Source organism: Nonomuraea deserti (assembly GCF_004348685.1).
GTDB lineage: Bacteria > Actinomycetota > Actinomycetes > Streptosporangiales > Streptosporangiaceae > Nonomuraea > Nonomuraea deserti.
Genome location: NZ_SMKO01000005.1, coordinates 121,570 through 137,872, shown reverse-complemented (window position 1 = coordinate 137,872; position 16,303 = coordinate 121,570). Strand labels below are relative to the sequence as shown.

Below are 16,303 nucleotides of genomic sequence, written 5' to 3'. Positions count from 1 at the left end.
TGTCCAGCTTGTCGCCACCACCGTGCATCAGCACGATGACCGGCTCACCGTCCGCCGCGTCACCCGAGCAGGACACGTTCACCGACCGGCCCGCGACATCGATCTTCTTCGTCCCGTAGATCACGTCCGCCTTCTGGGTGGCGGCGAAGGGGTCCCAGTTCTCCCACGCGCCGCCGTCATGGCCGGCGGCTCCCGCGCCGATCACGGTGCTGCACAGAGCGGCCGCAACGGATGCCTTGATACCGAACATGAGGTCCTCCAGGGAGAGCGAGTAGGGGGAGCGGCCCGAGTGCCGCGGCTACGACGAGAACGTTACGGATCGGACAGGTCCCGCAGCGTCCCCGCACGGTGGACATTCGCCGGTAGCTCGCGCGGGGGACAAACCCTCCGCCGGTCGCTGCTCGGCGATGTCGCCGGCGGGTTGGGGCCGCCGTTCCGCGCGGCGCGTGCGTCTGTCCCCCGTGCGAGCTACCCGGGAGTGTCCACCGAGCGGTGACGACTCCATGCCGTCGGGACCCTAGCGTTTGGCTCAGCCGCGGCGCTCCGGTCGCGGAAGCTCGTAAAGGAGTCGCCATGCGACTGTCGCAGCAGCTCGTGGCCGTCGCGGCGGCCACCTTCGCCGGCCACCCGGCCCCGATCCGGCGCGCCCCCGGGGCCGGGGCGAGCGCTAGGCTTCCCCGATGATCCATCTCCGGCGGATCGCGGACCTGTGGCGGCGGTGCGACGTCACGCTCCGGGATTTTCCGTTAGCGCTGCTGCTGGCCGTCGCCTCGCTCCTGCCCGGGTTCCAGGGCAACGGGACCCAGATCGGCGTCCTGCCGACCCGCGACTACGACGCTCTCGCCGTCCTGGTGATCGCCCTGGAGTGCCTCCCGCTCACCGTGCGCCGCCGGTGGCCGGCCGTCTGCGTCGTCCTGGTGTCGCTCGGCTTCTCCCTCGACCAGCTTCTCGGCGTCCACGCGATGGCGGGCACCGCCCTGCCGATCGCGCTCGTCAGCGTGGGCGCCCATCTGGAGCGCCACCGCCGCGCCACCGCGATCCTCCTGTCCGTGGCGTTCGTGCCGCTCATGGTCGCGCTCGACCGGCTCGGCTCGGGCGAACCGCTGGCGGACATCGTGCTGCTCTACGTGGTGCTGGTCCTCGCCTGGGGCATCGGGTCCTGGCTGCGCTCCGCCCGGGCCGCCGAAGCCGAACGCCGCCGCCACGTGGCCGCGGCCACCCGCGCCGCCGAACGCACCCGCATCGCCCGCGAACTCCACGACGTCGTGACCCACCACGTGACGGCGATGGTCGTGCAGGCCGAGGCCGCACGCTACCTGACCGCCGCCCCCGAACGCCTCGACTCGACCCTGAGCGCCGTCACCGACACGGGCCGGCGGGCCATCGCCGACCTGCGGCACCTGCTCGACCTCCTCAACCCCGACCACGACACCGACGGCAGGACACCGTCCGCCGGCGACCTCCACAGCCTCATCGAACAGACCCGCCAGGCCGGGCAGCCGGTGGACTTCGCCGAAGAGGGCACTCCGCCGGAGTCGGCGGGCAGCGCCGAGTTCGTGGCCTACAGGGTCGTGCAGGAGGCTCTGACCAACGCCCTCAAATACGCCCACGGCAGCCGCACCGAGGTCCGCGTGCGCCATGCGGAAAAGGAGATCAGCGTGGAAATCAGCACCGACGGTTCCGGATCGCGGACCCGCTCCCCCGGCGGGAGCGGGCGTGGCCTGGCCGGGCTCCGCGACCGCGTCGACGCCCTGGGAGGCGAGTTCAGCGCGGGCCCGCGGCCGGACGGCGGCTTCGTCGTGCGGGCCCGCGTCCCCGCGGGGAGCCCGTCGTGACCGCGCCGGTCCGGGTCCTGGTCTGCGACGACCAGGCGCTGATCCGCACCGGGTTCTCGACGATCATCGATGCGCAGCCCGACCTCGAGGTGGTGGGCGAATGCGGGGACGGCCGCGCCGCGATCGACCTCGCCCGCCGGCTCGACCCCGACATCGTGGTGATGGACGTGCGGATGCCGGTGCTCGACGGCATCGAGGCGACCCGCCAGCTGGCCGGCGCCGGGGTGACGCAGCCCGTCAAGGTGCTCGTGGTGACGACGTTCAACCTGGACGAGTACGTCTACGAGGCCCTGCGCGCCGGGGCCAGCGGGTTCCTGCTCAAGGATGCCCCGCCCCAGCAGCTGCTGCACGGGATCCGCACCGTCGCCGCGGGAGCCGCGCTGCTGGCCCCCGAGGTCACCCGGCAACTCGTCGGCAGGTACGCGGTGCGGATCCGCCCCGCCGAGAGCACGCCGGACGAACCCGCGCTGACCCCGCGCGAGCTGGAAGTGCTGCGCCTCATCGCCGACGGCCTGTCCAACAGCGAGATCGCCGCGTCCCTGGTGATCAGCCAGGAAACCGTCAAGACGTACGTGTCGCGCATCCTCACCAAGCTCGACCTGCGCGACCGCGTACAGGCGGTGGTCTACGCCTACCGCAGGGGTCTGGTGACCTGAGCCCGTCCTGGGACGGAACCGCACGGCGGACGGGAGCGTGCGACACCGGCCTCACCCGGCATGAGCACGGTGATGACGTCCGGGTGGAGCCCATCGACCGCGACGAGGGGCCGCCCGTCCGGCCTGATCGCGATGTCCGCCGTGGGGTAGATCGACACCCGCTCGGGTGGCAGGGAAAGATCCGCGTCGAGGACGGCCAGATGCGGGTCGCGGCAGGCGGCCGTATCGCAGGCGATCACCGTGAGACCGCGTTTCTTGGGCAGGGTGCCCGTGACCACGGCCCGCCCGTCGGGCGTGAGCAGGACATCCCTGGGGATGGCGTCCTCCGGGAACCGCCGGGCCACCGTCACCGTGCGCGGGTCACCGCAGTCCGGAGCCCGGCAGAAGGTCAGCGACAGCCTGGCGCGCCCGGTCGCGGACGTGGCGCCGCGTTCCGGACGTGTGTCGGCGACGACCATGCCGCCGTCCGGCCGGACGGCGGCATCCGCTTCCACGAACATCTCGAGTTCCGGCGTGGTCACGGCGACGCCGCCGGTCCTGCAGGCGTCCGTCCCGCACACCCAGACCGTCACCTCGGTCACTCCGGGCTTCCGGCCCGCGTCCCGGATCCTCCGGTGTCCCGCCACGGCGACGATCCGCCCGTCGGAGAGCGTCCCGGCCACCTGCAATCGGGGTGCCTGCCCCGGCACCTTCGCACGGTTGCCCGCGGGACGTCCGCATGCGCGGCCGGTGCAGGTGCGTGCCCAGGCGAACCCCTCGGATTCGGAACCGGGGCCGGTATCGACGAAATGGTGCCAGGTCAGGATGCCTCCGTCGGGCCGGACGGCAGCACCCAGCAGGGAGAATGCCAGGTCGCCATGAATGTCAGGGAGTTTCGCCCGCATCTGGGTGAGCTGCGGCCAGCCGAGGGGGTTGGCGGTCAGCAGCCCGGCGCAGAGCGCCGCGGGCAGGAGGAGGGCGCTCACCAGAACGAGCGGGTGCGCCGGCCGTACCGATCCGGTGTGATTCGGGCCCGCGGGTGTCTCGTCCGCCGCGGCGGCGTCCTTGCCGACGGCGCGCAGGGCGATCACGGTCAGCACGGTGACCAGCACCGGTGACGCGATCAGCGCGGCGAGGACCACGACAGGAACGGCGACGACCGGCTCGGACAGCACACCTCGGACCGCGAAGGGCGCGGATGCGGGGAGGATCAGCCACGTGGTGCCGAAGAACAGGACCTTCTTCCCGCGCGAGAACCGCTCCCCGTCCATCCGGTCCCTGGCGTCCAGGGCCCCGCACCGCTGAAGGATCGCGACGGGCAGGGCGAGGAGGGACCGTGCCGCGATGGTGCACAGGGTCATGGCGATCCCCGGCAGGACCGGCTGGTGCTCCAGGCTCCAGGCCCAGTCGAGCAAGAATCCGGACCCTGCGACGCCACCGATCCAGGCGCCCCCGAGCAGGAGCACGGTGAACAGGATCTCGCCGTTGATCATCGTGATCAGGTCCCCGGCCACCAACGGCCGAGTGATCAAGGCGATCACGGCCAGCGGGACCAGGAGGAACACGCCAGGACCCAGCAGCCCGAAATAGCCACGCCAGATGATCGCGAGGCCGGCCCCCAGGCCCGGTGACGCGTCCTTTCCATGGCGGCTGTTCTAGTCTGTCCTGCTTTCAATCGGCCTACGCCTGGTTCCCACCATCCGCACACGCGGCCCTGTCAGGCCACCCGTCACGTACGGTCCTGTTGACGTACGGGATGCGGGCCGGTAATGTCCCCCACCCCTAGCGACGCCTTTGGAGCTGCGGGTGGGGGTTTCACCCACCGGCTCTCTGGAGGCTCCCCCGTGCTCAGCAGCCCGCCGTTCCGGCGGCGCGACTTCCGGCTTCTCCTCTTCGGGCAGACCACCGCCCAGCTCGGCACTCAGGTCAGCGGCGTGGCGATCCCGCTGCTCGCCGTCGTGACCCTCGACGCCTCACCGCTCCAGCTCGGCCTGGTCACGGCCTCGGGAACGATCGCCTTCGCGCTGATCGGCCTGCCGGCCGGCGCATGGATCGACCGATGGCGCCGCCGCCCCGTCCTGGTCGCGGCCGACCTGGCCCGCGCGGCGCTCCTTGCCACCGTCCCCCTCGCCGCCCTCCTGGGGTGCCTGACCATCGCCCACCTGGCGGTCGTGTCGCTGCTGGCCGGCGTCGCCAGGGTCTTCTTCGACGTCGGCTACCAGAGCTACCTCCCGTCCGTCGTCGGCCGAGCCGACCTGCTCGCCGGCAACTCGGCCATGGAGACCGTACGAGCCTGCGGCCAGGTCGCCGGGCCGGGCATCGGAGGCTGGGCCGTCACGCTGCTCGGCGCCGCGAACGTCGTCCTCGTCCAGGCCGCCACGTTCGCCGTCTCCGCTCTGTCGCTGCTGGCCATCAGGACCCGGGAGCAGCCGCCGGCCCCTGAGCCGGCCCGGCTCGCCGCCGAGATCGGGGAGGGCCTCGCCTTCGTCGCCAGGACCAGGCTCCTGCGCGCCATGGCGATCACCAGCGCCGCCGGCAACTTCTCCTTCGCGATCGCCTCCGCCGTGACCTTCGTCTTCATGGTCCGCACGCTCGGCCTGTCGCCCACCGCGATCGGGCTCGTCGTCGCCGGCGGCTCGGTCGCCGCCCTGGCCGGCGCCGCCCTCACCCCTCACCTGGCCCGGCGCGCCGGCTCGGCCCGGATCATCTGGCTGTCCCTCGCCGTGACCGGCCCGGTCGCGATGCTCGGCCCGCTGGCGCAGCCCGGCTGGGCGGTGGCGCTCCTCGTGCTCGGCACGGCCGCCGGAGAGCTGGGACAGATCGTGTACGCCATCACCAACGTCAGCCTGCGGCAGCGCATGTGCCCCGAGCGGATGCTCGGCAGGGTCAACGCCACCATGCGCTTCCTCATGATGGGCCTGTTCCCCCTGGGCGCCCTGCTGGGAGGAGTGCTCGGGGAGACGATCGGGCCGAGGCCGACCCTCTGGCTGGCCCTCGCCGTCATCGCCCTGTCACCGCTGCCGGTCTCCATCGCTCTCCGGGGCGCCCGCGACGTAGAAGACGTACTGTGAACGATCCCTCGCAGGTCAGGAACGCGGGGGCAGCCAGGTGCGGATCTCGTCCATCAGCGGGATGGGCGCGTCGTACTGCACCAGGTGGCCGGCGCCGTCGATCAGCGCCAGGTCGGCGCCGGGGATCAGCCCCTGCAGCCGGTGGCCGATGTCGCTGGAGAGCCAGGTGTCCTGGGCGCCCCACAGGATGCGTACGGGAAGGTCGATGCGGCCCAGCTCGCGCTCGTTCTCTTCGAGGAAACGTTCGTCGTAGCCGGCGATCTGCCGGTAGAAGGCCGGCTGGCCGTCCTGCCCGGTCCAGGGTTCGACGAGCTGGTCGAGATCGGCCTCGCGCAGGCCGCGGTGGCTGGCGCCCTGGATGTAGGCGCGCACGATCGCGGTGTGGATGTAGGCCGGCAGCTGGCCGAGCAGGTCAGGGTGGTCCCCGACGAACGTGAAGAACGGCGAACCGGCGGGCGGGATGGCGACGACGTCGACGAGCATGAGCGAGGCATAACGAGCGCCCTCGTTCAGATGGGCGCGCAGCGAGACGGCGCCGCCGAAATCGTGGGCGATCACGTGTGGCCGGTCGAGGCCCCAGTGCCCGAGCAGGGCCGCGAAGGCCTCGGCCTGCACGCCGAAGTCGACCGGATGCCCGGCATGTTTCGACGACCGGCCGTAACCCGGCATGTCCCACAGGTGAACGGTGAAGTCGCGGCTCAGCGCCTCGGCGAAGGGCCGCCAGACGAGCGACGAGAACGGTGTGCCGTGGCAGAACGCCACGGCGGGGCCGGATCCCGCCCGCCCCCACGCGATCTGCCGTCCCTGCCAGTCGAAACGCTCAGTCAGCTTCATGCCCACCCACCCTAGTAATCGCCTCGGCGTCGCAGCCAACCGCGCCCCGGCCACGAACGTTCCGACCAGCCAGGAAGCGGCATGGGCGCGCCCTCGTGCTGCGCGGGCGATCTTCGCTCGTACGTGGCAGTGGTTGTGCCATGTCGAGAAGCTCCGGGAGCCGGGAAGGTACGTGACGGGCACGGTGGCCGGCATGCCCATCGTCGCCGTCCGGGACGAGGCCGGCACGCTGCGGGCGTTCTACAACGTGTGCAAGCACCGGGCGCACGAACTGCTGTCCGGTTCCGGAGTCCGGCGCAGCATCGTGTGCCCCTACCACGCCTGGACCTTCGACCTCACCGGCCGGTTGCGGCGCGCGCGCAACACCGGCGGCATGCCGGGCTTCGACACCTCCACGGTGTGCCTGGACCGGATCCAGGTCACCGCGTTCGGCGGCATGGTCTATGTCAACCTCGACCCCCAGGCGGCCCCGCTGCCGGAGCAGGCCGGGGGCCTCCATGCGGAGATCGAGGCGAGGGCGCCGGACGTGGCCGGCCTGACCCTGGCCCGCCGGCTCACCTACGACATCGCCTCCAACTGGAAGAACGTCGTCGACAACTTCCTGGAGTGCTACCACTGCCACGTCGCCCACAAAGACTTCGTGTCCCTGGTCGACATGAGCACCTACAAGGTCACCACCTACGGGATCTACTCCAGCCACATGGCACGGGCCGGCACGTCGGAGAACTCCGCCTACGACGTGTCAGGCGCGACGGTCACCGAGCACGCGGTCTGGTGGCTGTGGCCCAACACCTGCCTGCTGCGCTATCCCGGCCGGGGCAACTTCATGGTGTTGCAGATCATCCCTGACGGCCCGGAACGGACCCGCGAGACCTGGGACTTCTATCTGGAGAGCGCGGAGCCTGACGAAGCCGAGCGGGACAGCATCCGCTACATCGACGAGGTCCTCCAGGTGGAGGACATCGCCCTGGTGGAGAGCGTGCAGCGCGGCATGCGCACCCCGGCCTTCACCCAGGGGAAGATCGTGCACGACCCCGGCGGGTCCGGGTTGTCGGAGCACGCGGTCCACCACTTCCACGGTCTCGTTCTCGATGCCTACCGGCACGAGCTCGAACGTTCCGGGCCGCCCGGTGCTCGCCGTACGTCATAGGTGGGGGTCAGCGCCCCGGCCGGTCGTCCGCGGCCGTGGGCTCTTCGGTGTCCCAGCGCAGCTCGTCGCGGTCGGCGAGGAACTTCTCCGCCGTCTCCCAGCCCATCGGCAGCGGCATGGGGACCGTGGCCCGGATCCGGGCGAGCTCCCGGTGCGCGCGTGCGAGGCCGGCGAAGTCGCGCGGGTAGGCGCGCGTGTCCACGCCGGTGAAGACGCCGACCTTGCCCGCCCGGGCCAGCGTCTCCCGCCACTGGTCGATCGTGGCCAGCCCGACCGACTCCACGCCGTGGGAGAACAGCAGCAACCGGATCTCCTCGAACGGGTCCGCCCCGTCGAGGTACCCGGTCAGGCTCGCGCGCGACGGCTCGGTGTTGAAGACCATCCAGTACGGCACCGACCCGCTGCGCAGCGTCCACCACGGTTCGAGCAGCAGGAAACACTCGGCGAGCAGCCGATCGGCCGGCAGGCCGCGCCGCCGGTACCACTCCCGGTACAGGTCGGCCACCACCGGGCTGAGATGTTCGGGCTCGGCGAAGCTCATCCGGGCCAGGCGCCAGCCGTTACGCGCGGCCAGCTCCCGCAGGTCGGGCAGCAGCCCGGGTTCGAACCCCCACTCCGCCTCCGGGCTCTCCCCGTCGGCCGCCGGATAGTCCCATCTGCGATGCGGGGAGCCGTAGCGGCGCAGGTAGTCGGCCACGCGGGGGCCGCCGTCCTGGTACTCCTCCCGGGTCGCGCCGCCGGGCGCCCCGTGCTGGAAGAGGTGCCGGGGGCCGACCTGGGTCACCGGCCAGCGCAGCTCGCAGTCGACGACCACCAGCGTCGCGCCGGGCGCCAGGGTCTGCTCCAGGTGGTGGCGGTAGGCCGCGGGCAGGCGGCGCCACTTGACCCGGAAATAGGACATGCCCGCGATCATCAGGCGGTCCTGGTTGGCGTCGTGCATCTGGTGCAGGACGAGGTCGGGGTTCGCGGTGACCAGGGCCTGGCCTGCCTCCCGGGTGCGGCGCAGGTCCTCCCGCGGTTCGTCCGGGTGCGCGCCGTGCCGCCGTACCGGGATCAGCAGCGTCTGCGGCAACCAGGGCGCGCCCAGCGCCGCGCACAGGTGGATCAGGGCGCCGTTCGCCGAGCCGACGAACGCGACGTCGCTGCGGCGGCGCGGATAGTGCCCGGTGACCCACCGCGCCAGCGCGCCGGAGCGGATGCCGCCCACCTGGCGCAGCGGTACGGCCTCCGCCCACCCGCTCGCGGCGTACGCCCGCTCCTTCAATCCCCGCGGCAGCCTGTTGGCCGCGCCGAACAGCGCCGCCGCCAGAGGCTCCGCGGCCGCCGGGCCCTGACCGATGAGCGGCACGTCACGGCCGTGCAGGAAACGTGAGAGCGCGCGCAACATGCCGGTCGCCGAGTCGAACGACGCGACCACCCTTCCCGGCTTCACACCGCCACCTCCGACAGGAATGCGGCGACCGTCCCGGCGACGCGCCGGGGGTGGCGGTACGGCGTCATGTGCGGCAACCCGTCCATGACCGCCAGCCGCCCGTACGGCAGCAGCCTGGTCACCTCCTCGGCCCACGCCTGCGGCACCATCCGGTCGCGGGCGCCCCGGATCACCAGGGCCGGCACGGTGACGAGAGGCAGCTTGTCCTCGACCCGGTCCCGGATCGACTCCCCGAAGGCCGCGAGCACCATGCGCAGGCCGGCGTCACGGTAGTCGGCGACGTTGAGCGGCATCATGCGGGGGCTCTCTCCTGGCGCGTTGCGCAGCCACTGCCCGGCCAGCCGCCACGGCGAGCGGCCACGGGGGTCCACCGTCGGCCCGGCCAGCACGAGGGCGGCGGCCGCCTCGGGATGGCGGACGGCCACGTCGACCACCACCTGGCAGCCGAACGAGACCCCGAGCAGGCACGGCCGTTCCAGGCCCGCCTCCTCCACCCAGGCGGCCACCACGTCGGCCAGCGCCGGCAAGGTCAGCGGCCGGTCCGGCTTGCCGCTCGCCCCGAACCCGGGCAGGTCGATGGCCCATGTGTCGTGCCGTTCGCCGAGCACCTCGACGAGCGGCAGCAACTCCCTGCTGGACACGCCGGCACCGTGCACGCAGACCACCGGCGGCCCCGGCCCGCGCCTGCGGTGCCCGGCGACCGTCAGATCACCCACGACGTGGTCCTGCCGCTGAAGCGACACCCCTGCCTCCTCTCCCGAGGCCGCCCCCTCTACCCGGTGACCGATCAGCTGAACAACGACCGGCCGTCGTTTCAGCACCGGCGGGCGGGGAAGACGGCAAGCCTCGCGCCCCCGGCGGAAAGAGGAGACATGGACGCCATCGTGCTGCTCAAAGAGGACCACAAGACGGTCGAGGCGCTGTTCAAGCGTTTCGAGCAGGCCGGCGAACGCGCCCACGTCGAGAAGCGACGGCTCGTGGACACGATCACCAAGGAACTGGTCACGCACGCCTACATCGAGGAGGAGATCTTCTACCCGGCGGCCCGCGCCAAGGTGCCGGAGACGGGCGACCACGTGCTGGAGAGCATCGAGGAGCACCACGTCGTGGTGTGGATGTTGTCGGAGCTGAAGGACCTCGATCCCGCCGACGAACACTTCACCGCGAAGGTGACGGTGCTGATCGAGAACGTCCGCCACCACGTCGAGGAAGAGGAGAAGGACTGGTTCCCGCAGGTCCGGTCGGCGATGGGCCGCAAGGAACTGCAGGAGCTGGGCGAGCGCATGGCCGAGGCCAAGGCCGACGCGCCCGGCGATCCGTTGGCGGTCAAGAGCGCCAAGGCGTGACGCAGAGCGTGCGACCCGTTCCCCCGATCAGGAAAGGTGATCCCATGGCAGGCCAGGCGAACTCCAGAGACGTCGTGCAACGCTCCGACGGCAGCTGGGCGGTCACCAGGCCAGGCGGCCAGCGAGCGCTGTTCACCGCGAGCACGCAGGCGGAGGCGGTGCAGCGGGCCGGCGAGCTCCTGCAGCGAGACGGCGGTGGTGAGCTGCGCATCCACGGCGTCGACGGCCAGGTACGCGACCAGCGCACCATCGCCCCCGGCAACGACCCCGTCCCGCCCAAGGGCTGACCCGGGCGCCCCGCTGGGCGGTGTCCGTTCCCGGGGAGCGTCCAGGCCGGCAACCCCACCCGGCGACGTGCGGGCCGGCTCGGCGGGCGGCACAGCATGGCGGCGCGTACGGGCTAGCTCGGCGGGGCGGGCACAGGCATGGCGGCGAGGGCCTGCGCGACGGCGTACAGGTTGGACGCCATGGCGCGGCCGGTCCTGTGGGACCAGTCGCGCCCCTTCTCGGAGTCCATGTAGTTGGGGCCAGGGCCGGGGCCGAGGTGCCAGTAGGTCCAGGCCTGGCCGGGGACGGTGTAGCCGATGTCGCCGAGCGCGCCGGCGATCTCGCTGATCACGTGGTGGGCGCCGTCCTCGTTCCCGGTGACCACCACTCCTGTCACCCGGTTGTAGGCCACCGGGCGCCCGTCGTCTCCGGTTTCCGACAGCATGGCGTCCATCCGCTCGATCACCCGCTGGGCCAGCGACGACGGATGTCCCACCCAGGTGGGGGTGGCGACGATGAGGATCTCGGAGCCGAGCAGGCTCCGGTGGATCCGCGGCCATCCGTCACCATTCCCCATGTCGGTCTGCACCCCTGGCAGGATGTTCTCGTCCACCGCCCGGTACGTCTCGACCTCGACCCCGCGCTCCCGCAGCTCGCCGGCGACGACGTCGGCCAGCGCGCCCGTGTTCGACGGTTCCGGGGCAGGCTTCAGGGTGCAGTTGATGACAACGGCTCGCATGCAACGACCTCCGCGGGCTGATCGGCTTGAGTCGGTGCTCATACCCGCGATCAGCGAACTAAGTCGAGGATGCGGTGGGGTGCGGCCGCGACCAGCTCGTCCAGCGTGGCGGCGACGGCGAAGTCCGCGCCGTGCCGTTTGAACGCCTCCACCGGAGCGGGCGCCCCCTTGCCGAAGAGCCGATCCCGCAACACCGCCTTCCACGGTTCCCGCTGGTGAGGTCGGGGTTCTGCTCCGAGCCCGACAGCGCGAACTCCTTCTCGATGGTCTTCTGGTTGAGGACGAACCACGAGTGGTCGTGTCCGGCGATGTCGGGGGTGGTGCGCAGATGCCGGAGGGTGGCGAGGGTGTCGTAGCCGGGCAGGCACGGGTCCGGCAGGCGGCGGCCCAGCGCGTCGAACCACAGGGACGACGGCCCCGGCAGGATCAGGATCCCGTGCCCGGGCCAGACAGGGTCCCAGTTCTGCACGCCTTCGGTGTAGTGCCACATCCGCTCCTGGTTGACCATGCGGGCGCCCGCCGCGGCTCCGATGGCCAGCATCCGCCCGTCCACGTACGCCGGCACGCCGGTGACCATGGTCTGCGGGGCGGCGCCCAGCCGCTGGGGCCAGTAGTGGCGCACCATGTCGTGGTCGGCACCGATCCCGCCACTGGCGATGATGACCGCCTGCGCCGTCAGCTCGAAGGAACCCGTCACCTCCCGGCTGGAGGCCACGCCCCGCGGCGCGGGTCGTCGGCGAGGACGCTCCCCCGCACCCCCGTGACGGCGCCGTCCTGGACGACGAGCTCATCGACCTGGTGACGGTGGTAGAACCTCAGCAGTCCGGCGTCGGCCGCCCGCACGGCGCTGCGCGCGAACGGGGCCACCACGCCCGTTCCCGTGCCCCAGGACACGTGGAACCGGGGCACGGAGTTGCCGTGGCCGCCGGCGCGCAGGCCGCCGCGCTCCGCCCAGCCCACCATCGGCGTCAGCTTGATGCCCTGGGCGTCCATCCAGGACCGCTTCTCACCCGCGGCGAAGTCGACGTACGCACGGGCCCAGCGCACCGCCCAGGAGTCCTCGTCCTTCTCACGCACCCCGCCGGGCCCGCCGGCCGCGTTCCTTGACCTGGACGGTGATCGCCCGCCCCAGTTCCACGGTGGTGCCCCGGCCGTGCAGGTCGGGGGTCAGCGGGGCCTCGTCCGGGCCCGCCGCCAGCACCTCCTCGATCGCGCCCAGCAGGTGTGCACCGGCGTCTGGGTGCCCGAGGTGGTCGAGCAGCATCGAGGCGGACCAGATCTGCCCGATCGGGTCGGCGATGCCGCGGCCGGCGATGTCGGGTGCGGAGCCATGGACCGGTTCGAAGAGGCTCGGGTGAGACGAACCGGTCCATGGCTCCCTCCAAGATCGTGGAGTGCGGCGGGCAGTGCACCACCAACCCGCGCACAGGCGGTGTCCTCGCCACCATCGATCAGGACGGCTTCACCATCGAGCCGCTGGACCCGTCCGCCGCTTGCACGCCGACGTCGGTGGCGGCCCACATGCTCTACGAGACCGTAGACCCGTTCCGGATGCGGGAGCCCGCGGGCACGCTGGTGGTCACCGACGCGACCTACACCGCGCTGGACGACCGCCGCGTCCGCGTCGAAGGGTCCCGCTTCGAGCCCGCCGGCCAGCACACGATCAAACTCGAAGGTGCCCCCGTCACCGGCTACGAGACCATGTCCTTCACCGCGATCCGTGACCCGCACATCCTCGCCCAGATCGAGGAGTGGGTCGCGTTGCTGCACGAGGTCCTCGCCGGGCGCGTCCGGCAGACCCTGGGCCTCGGCCCTTCCGAATACGCCGTGGACATCCGTCCGTACGGGTACAACGCCGTGCTGGGGGATATCGATCCGGCAGCCGGGCCGCCTCGGGAGGTCGGAGTGATGATGCTCGTCAACGCCCCGGACCAGGCCACCGCCACCGCGATCGCAAGATCGCGAACCCGCTGATGCTCCACCTCCCGACTCCCGACATGGACCACCTGCCCAGCCTGGCCTTCGCCACCTCGCCGGCCGAGAGCGAGCGCGGCGCCGCCTACGCGTTCGTGCTCAACCACGTCGTGGACGTCGACGAGCCTGCCGGGATGTTCCGTATCGAGATGGGTGACTCCCGTGACTGACGACCGCAAACCCACGCTGGGCGAACGGGCGCTGGAGGTCCGTTCCAAGAACGCCGGCCCGTTCTGGGTCACCATGGAGCTCTTCATGCGCGACGCCGAAGGCTACGCGACCGTCGCCGACGAGGGCTTCATCAACGAGGAGGTCATCGCGCGGCTGTACGACCTCGACCCGGCGGACGTCCAGATCTTCCGCATCCCCGCACTCAACGTCGTGAAGATCTCCTATCCCCGGCCCGTCGCCCAGGGCAGCCTGCGCGATCGGGACGTGCACGCCGGCCAGCACCACGTCCCCTTGGCGGCGCTCGTGCCCGAGTGAGTGCGCCGCCGGGGTCAGGGGCCGTAGTCCTCGAGGTCGATGGCATTCGCCCGGCCGGCCCGGCGCCGGACAGAGAGCCCGTGATCACCGGTTGACCGCCGGGACCGGACGTCCGATCACATCCGGAAGGAACCTCCCGGAATGCCACAGCCGACCTTCGTGTTCGTCCACGGCAACTACGCATCGGCGCAGTACTGGGCGTGGACGACACAGGAGCTGACCCTGCGCGCTGACCCTGCGCGCCGACGATGCGCGCTCAGCCTGCGTGCTGAGAGGGCGCCTCGAGCACCATTGGAGAACGCGTGATGTTCGAGGCGCCGTCTCCTTCACTCTGAGGCCGGCTGCTCGTCCTCCGGCGGCGCCCATCTCATGGTGAACAGCTCGTATCCAGGCGCCTGGCCCGGCAGCGGCCCCGCTGGTGCGGCCCGCAGCCCGTCGAGCGCGACGGCGATGATGCGCTCTCGCGCGTTCAGCGCGGCGTCGTACAGCTCGGTCCGGCCCTGGCGCTGCAGGTGCTCCTGAAGGGGGGACTTCGAGAGCTGCTCGATGAGCAGTTCGAGGTCGACCGCGGTCACCCCGGCGCGGAGCACCCTGGCCCGGTGCGCGCGCTCGACGAGTTCGGCCACCGCGCGATCGCCCCGCTCCGCCAGCTCGGTCATCTCGTCGGTGACGTCGAAGGTGCCGGCCACCGGCGCCAGCGAGCCGGGGCCCGACCGGATCGACGCCATCGCGTAGTGGACCAGGCCGGCCCACGGATCGTCCATGGCCAGGCCTTCGTTCGCCGCATCCAGGTAGTCCCGCAGGGCGATCAGGCACAGCCGCTGGAACAGCTCCTGTTTCGTGCGGTAGCGCCGGTAGAGCGAGCCCACTCCGACGCCGGCCCGAGCCGCGATCGAGGCCACCGACGCGTGCGCGCCGTCCACCGCCAGCACCTCGCGGGCCGCCCTCAGCAACGCCCGGTCGTTTCTGGCGACCTCCTCGCTGCGCCATGAACGCGAAGCCGTCATGGCGGCATTCTACCCATTTGCGGAGTGGTTCGCTCCGCGTTTATGGTTCGATGCGGAGCGATTCACTCCGCATCGAAGGGGGCACCATGGCCACCAGCACATCCGACCTCGAGGACAGCGAGCCGGCACCCCGGCGCGACCGGCTCCCCCGGCCGCTCCGGCCGTTCCGCACGGGTCACTACCGGCTCCTCGCGACCTCGCTCGCCCTGAGCCTGGCCGGCAGCGGCATGTGGTCGGTCACGGTGGCATGGCAGGTGATCGCGATAGGGGCGGGCCCGTCCGAGCTCTCCCTGATCGCCGCCGCGAGCGGCCTCGGACTGGTCGGGACGGCCCTGCTGGGAGGCGTCGTCGCCGACCGCTCGTCCCGGCGGCGCATCATCCTGATCACCCAGATCGCCAAGGCGGTGGCCGTCGGCTCGGCCGCGGTCGCCGGAGCCATGGATCTGCTCACTCCGGCACAGCTGGTCGCGGTCGCCGCGGTCCTCGGGATCGCGGACGGATTCTTCTATCCCGCCTACTCGGCGCTCGTTCCCGCCGCGGTCGCCGACGACGACCTGCTCGCGGCCAACGGGATCGAGAGCATGCTGAGACCGACGCTGATGTACGCGGTCGGTCCCGCCGCCGCCGGCGCGCTGATCAGCCTTTTCGCGCCGAGCATGGCCCTGGCGGGAATCGCCGGCGCGCATCTCCTCTCCGCGGCGTGCGCGATCGGCATACGCCGGTTCGAGACGCGCAAGGCCGGCGCACGGGGGCCGGAGACGAACGCCACCACCGACCCCGGACCAGAAACGCACGCGACCGCCGAACCCGGGCCGGAGACGCTAGGGCCCGTGGCGCGTGCAGGTCGTCACGTCCGGTCGGCGGTGGGCGACCTCGGCGCCGGGTTCGCCTACCTGCTCTCGACGCCGTGGCTGATCGCGACGCTCGCGTTCGCCGTCACGTTCGTCCTGCTCACCAACGGGCCGGTCCAGGTCCTGCTGCCGTTCGTCGTCCGCGACCAGGGGATGGGCGGGCCGCAGGAGTTCGCGCTCGCCCTCACCTGCCGGGGCCTCGGCGGGGTGGTCGGGTCGTTCGCGATGTCCGCGCTGCCCCTCCCCCGCCGCTACCTGTCGGTCATGCTGCTGGCCTGGGCCGCGGGCTGCCTTCCGCTCCTCGCTCTCGGGTCGACCGGCCAGCTGTCAATCATGATGGCCGCGCTCTTCGTCCACGGCGCCCTGACCTCCGGCGCAATGGTCATCTGGGGGACACTGCTGCAACGCCGGGTGCCGGCCGCCATGCTCGGCCGGGTCTCCAGCCTCGACTTCTTCGTCTCGCTCAGCACGGCTCCCCTGTCCATGGCGCTGGCCGGGCCGGCGGCGGCCGCCTGGGGGAACCAGTGGATCTTCCTGGTGGCGGGCATCGTCCCCATGGTGGTCGCCGTACTGGCCGTCACGCTCGCCCGCCTCCCGCGCGACGAGATCGATCACCCGCTCGGCCGCGCGAGATGACCGGCCGGGAGAGCGCAGGGCGCTCAGGCGGGGGACGCCG

General features: G+C 71.8%; 16 protein-coding genes and 3 pseudogenes. 10 read left to right on the top strand and 9 right to left on the bottom strand.

The features are described 5' to 3' along the window. Window positions 1-250 (bottom strand): annotated as a pseudogene (locus E1292_RS03890) (alpha/beta hydrolase); the annotation flags it as partial. 430 nt (window positions 251-680) lie between these two features. Between E1292_RS03890 and E1292_RS03885 the strand changes: the two are divergent. Then, window positions 681-1,835: a sensor histidine kinase gene (locus E1292_RS03885; RefSeq protein WP_132592018.1), complete on the top strand. Its 1,155-nt coding sequence runs from the start codon at window positions 681-683 to the stop codon at window positions 1,833-1,835. After that, the gene (locus E1292_RS03880) at window positions 1,832-2,491 is read left to right on the top strand and encodes a response regulator (protein WP_132592016.1); all 660 of its coding nucleotides are present in this window, start codon (window positions 1,832-1,834) and stop codon (window positions 2,489-2,491) included. The genes E1292_RS03885 and E1292_RS03880 overlap by 4 nt, the downstream gene beginning before the upstream one ends. Here the strand turns inward: E1292_RS03880 and E1292_RS03875 are convergent. Further along, window positions 2,467-4,035: a hypothetical protein gene (locus E1292_RS03875; protein WP_132592014.1), complete on the bottom strand. Its 1,569-nt coding sequence runs from the start codon at window positions 4,033-4,035 to the stop codon at window positions 2,467-2,469. The genes E1292_RS03880 and E1292_RS03875 overlap by 25 nt on opposite strands. Window positions 4,036-4,314: 279 nt before the next feature. Between E1292_RS03875 and E1292_RS03870 the strand changes: the two genes are divergently transcribed. Beyond that, window positions 4,315-5,541, top strand: a complete 1,227-nt coding sequence (locus E1292_RS03870) for an MFS transporter (RefSeq protein WP_246089907.1) — start codon at window positions 4,315-4,317, stop codon at window positions 5,539-5,541. Window positions 5,542-5,556: 15 nt separating this feature from the next. On the opposite strand, the gene E1292_RS03865 is transcribed toward E1292_RS03870, so the two are convergent. Continuing rightward, on the bottom strand, window positions 5,557-6,375 hold the full coding sequence (locus tag E1292_RS03865) for an alpha/beta fold hydrolase (RefSeq protein ID WP_132592010.1): 819 nt from the start codon (window positions 6,373-6,375) through the stop codon (window positions 5,557-5,559). Here E1292_RS03865 and E1292_RS03860 point away from each other — a divergent pair. Beyond that, a complete protein-coding gene (locus E1292_RS03860) occupies window positions 6,374-7,525 on the top strand; it encodes a ring-hydroxylating oxygenase subunit alpha (protein ID WP_246089905.1) in 1,152 nt (383 codons plus the stop codon). The genes E1292_RS03865 and E1292_RS03860 overlap by 2 nt on opposite strands. 7 nt (window positions 7,526-7,532) lie before the next feature. Here E1292_RS03860 and E1292_RS03855 read toward each other — a convergent pair whose 3' ends face one another. Both E1292_RS03855 and E1292_RS03850 read right to left on the bottom strand, forming a co-directional pair. Further along, on the bottom strand, window positions 7,533-8,957 hold the full coding sequence (locus tag E1292_RS03855) for a hypothetical protein (protein ID WP_181958184.1): 1,425 nt from the start codon (window positions 8,955-8,957) through the stop codon (window positions 7,533-7,535). After that, complete coding sequence (locus tag E1292_RS03850; protein WP_165974360.1) at window positions 8,954-9,700, bottom strand: alpha/beta fold hydrolase; 747 nt, start codon at window positions 9,698-9,700, stop codon at window positions 8,954-8,956. The genes E1292_RS03855 and E1292_RS03850 overlap by 4 nt, the downstream gene beginning before the upstream one ends. Window positions 9,701-9,829: 129 nt before the next feature. Here E1292_RS03850 and E1292_RS03845 point away from each other — a divergent pair, with 129 nt between their 5' ends. Then, entirely contained in the window at window positions 9,830-10,303 is a 474-nt protein-coding gene (locus tag E1292_RS03845; protein ID WP_132592006.1) for a hemerythrin domain-containing protein, read from the top strand. A gap of 44 nt (window positions 10,304-10,347) precedes the next feature. Next, window positions 10,348-10,590 carry a DUF2188 domain-containing protein gene (locus E1292_RS03840; RefSeq protein WP_132592004.1) on the top strand — a complete coding sequence of 81 codons (243 nt, stop codon included), beginning with the start codon at window positions 10,348-10,350 and terminating at the stop codon, window positions 10,588-10,590. 113 nt (window positions 10,591-10,703) lie between these two features. Here the strand turns inward: E1292_RS03840 and E1292_RS03835 are convergent, their stop codons facing one another. The 3 genes and pseudogenes from E1292_RS03835 to E1292_RS03825 all read right to left on the bottom strand — a co-directional run. Beyond that, a complete protein-coding gene (locus E1292_RS03835) occupies window positions 10,704-11,309 on the bottom strand; it encodes a flavodoxin family protein (RefSeq protein ID WP_132592002.1) in 606 nt (201 codons plus the stop codon). Between the two features lie 89 nt (window positions 11,310-11,398). Beyond that, a pseudogene (locus E1292_RS03830) lies at window positions 11,399-12,380 on the bottom strand (FAD-binding dehydrogenase); the annotation flags it as partial. Then, window positions 12,379-12,666 (bottom strand): annotated as a pseudogene (locus E1292_RS03825) (isocitrate/isopropylmalate family dehydrogenase); the annotation flags it as partial. The pseudogenes E1292_RS03830 and E1292_RS03825, both read right to left, overlap by 2 nt. 14 nt (window positions 12,667-12,680) lie before the next feature. Here E1292_RS03825 and E1292_RS03820 point away from each other — a divergent pair. Genes E1292_RS03820 through E1292_RS03815 form a run of 3 tightly spaced genes read left to right on the top strand, consistent with a single transcriptional unit; the run spans window position 12,681 to window position 13,769 of the window. Next, the gene (locus E1292_RS03820; RefSeq protein ID WP_220446655.1) at window positions 12,681-13,283 is read left to right on the top strand and encodes an acyclic terpene utilization AtuA family protein; all 603 of its coding nucleotides are present in this window, start codon (window positions 12,681-12,683) and stop codon (window positions 13,281-13,283) included. Beyond that, the gene (locus E1292_RS52515) at window positions 13,283-13,453 is read left to right on the top strand and encodes a hypothetical protein (protein ID WP_220446654.1); all 171 of its coding nucleotides are present in this window, start codon (window positions 13,283-13,285) and stop codon (window positions 13,451-13,453) included. Before E1292_RS03820 ends, E1292_RS52515 begins: the two co-directional genes overlap by 1 nt. After that, window positions 13,446-13,769, top strand: a complete 324-nt coding sequence (locus E1292_RS03815) for a DUF4387 domain-containing protein (RefSeq protein WP_220446653.1) — start codon at window positions 13,446-13,448, stop codon at window positions 13,767-13,769. The genes E1292_RS52515 and E1292_RS03815 overlap by 8 nt, the downstream gene beginning before the upstream one ends. 326 nt (window positions 13,770-14,095) lie before the next feature. Here the strand turns inward: E1292_RS03815 and E1292_RS03810 are convergent, their stop codons facing one another. Then, window positions 14,096-14,776, bottom strand: a complete 681-nt coding sequence (locus E1292_RS03810) for a TetR/AcrR family transcriptional regulator (protein ID WP_132591998.1) — start codon at window positions 14,774-14,776, stop codon at window positions 14,096-14,098. 86 nt (window positions 14,777-14,862) lie between these two features. Here E1292_RS03810 and E1292_RS03805 point away from each other — a divergent pair, with 86 nt between their 5' ends. Then, window positions 14,863-16,263: an MFS transporter gene (locus E1292_RS03805; protein WP_132591996.1), complete on the top strand. Its 1,401-nt coding sequence runs from the start codon at window positions 14,863-14,865 to the stop codon at window positions 16,261-16,263. The last annotated feature ends 40 nt before the right edge of the window (window positions 16,264-16,303 follow it).

Coding starts and splice junctions, on each gene's coding strand:
- E1292_RS03845 (WP_132592006.1), top strand. CDS start 9,830: ATGGACGCCATCGTGCTGCTCAAAGAGGACCACAAGACGGTCGAGGCG.
- E1292_RS03865 (WP_132592010.1), bottom strand. CDS start 6,375: ATGAAGCTGACTGAGCGTTTCGACTGGCAGGGACGGCAGATCGCGTGG.
- E1292_RS03835 (WP_132592002.1), bottom strand. CDS start 11,309: ATGCGAGCCGTTGTCATCAACTGCACCCTGAAGCCTGCCCCGGAACCG.
- E1292_RS52515 (WP_220446654.1), top strand. CDS start 13,283: ATGCTCCACCTCCCGACTCCCGACATGGACCACCTGCCCAGCCTGGCC.
- E1292_RS03805 (WP_132591996.1), top strand. CDS start 14,863: ATGGCCACCAGCACATCCGACCTCGAGGACAGCGAGCCGGCACCCCGG.
- E1292_RS03840 (WP_132592004.1), top strand. CDS start 10,348: ATGGCAGGCCAGGCGAACTCCAGAGACGTCGTGCAACGCTCCGACGGC.
- E1292_RS03885 (WP_132592018.1), top strand. CDS start 681: ATGATCCATCTCCGGCGGATCGCGGACCTGTGGCGGCGGTGCGACGTC.
- E1292_RS03860 (WP_246089905.1), top strand. CDS start 6,374: ATGCCCACCCACCCTAGTAATCGCCTCGGCGTCGCAGCCAACCGCGCC.
- E1292_RS03820 (WP_220446655.1), top strand. CDS start 12,681: ATGGCTCCCTCCAAGATCGTGGAGTGCGGCGGGCAGTGCACCACCAAC.
- E1292_RS03810 (WP_132591998.1), bottom strand. CDS start 14,776: ATGACGGCTTCGCGTTCATGGCGCAGCGAGGAGGTCGCCAGAAACGAC.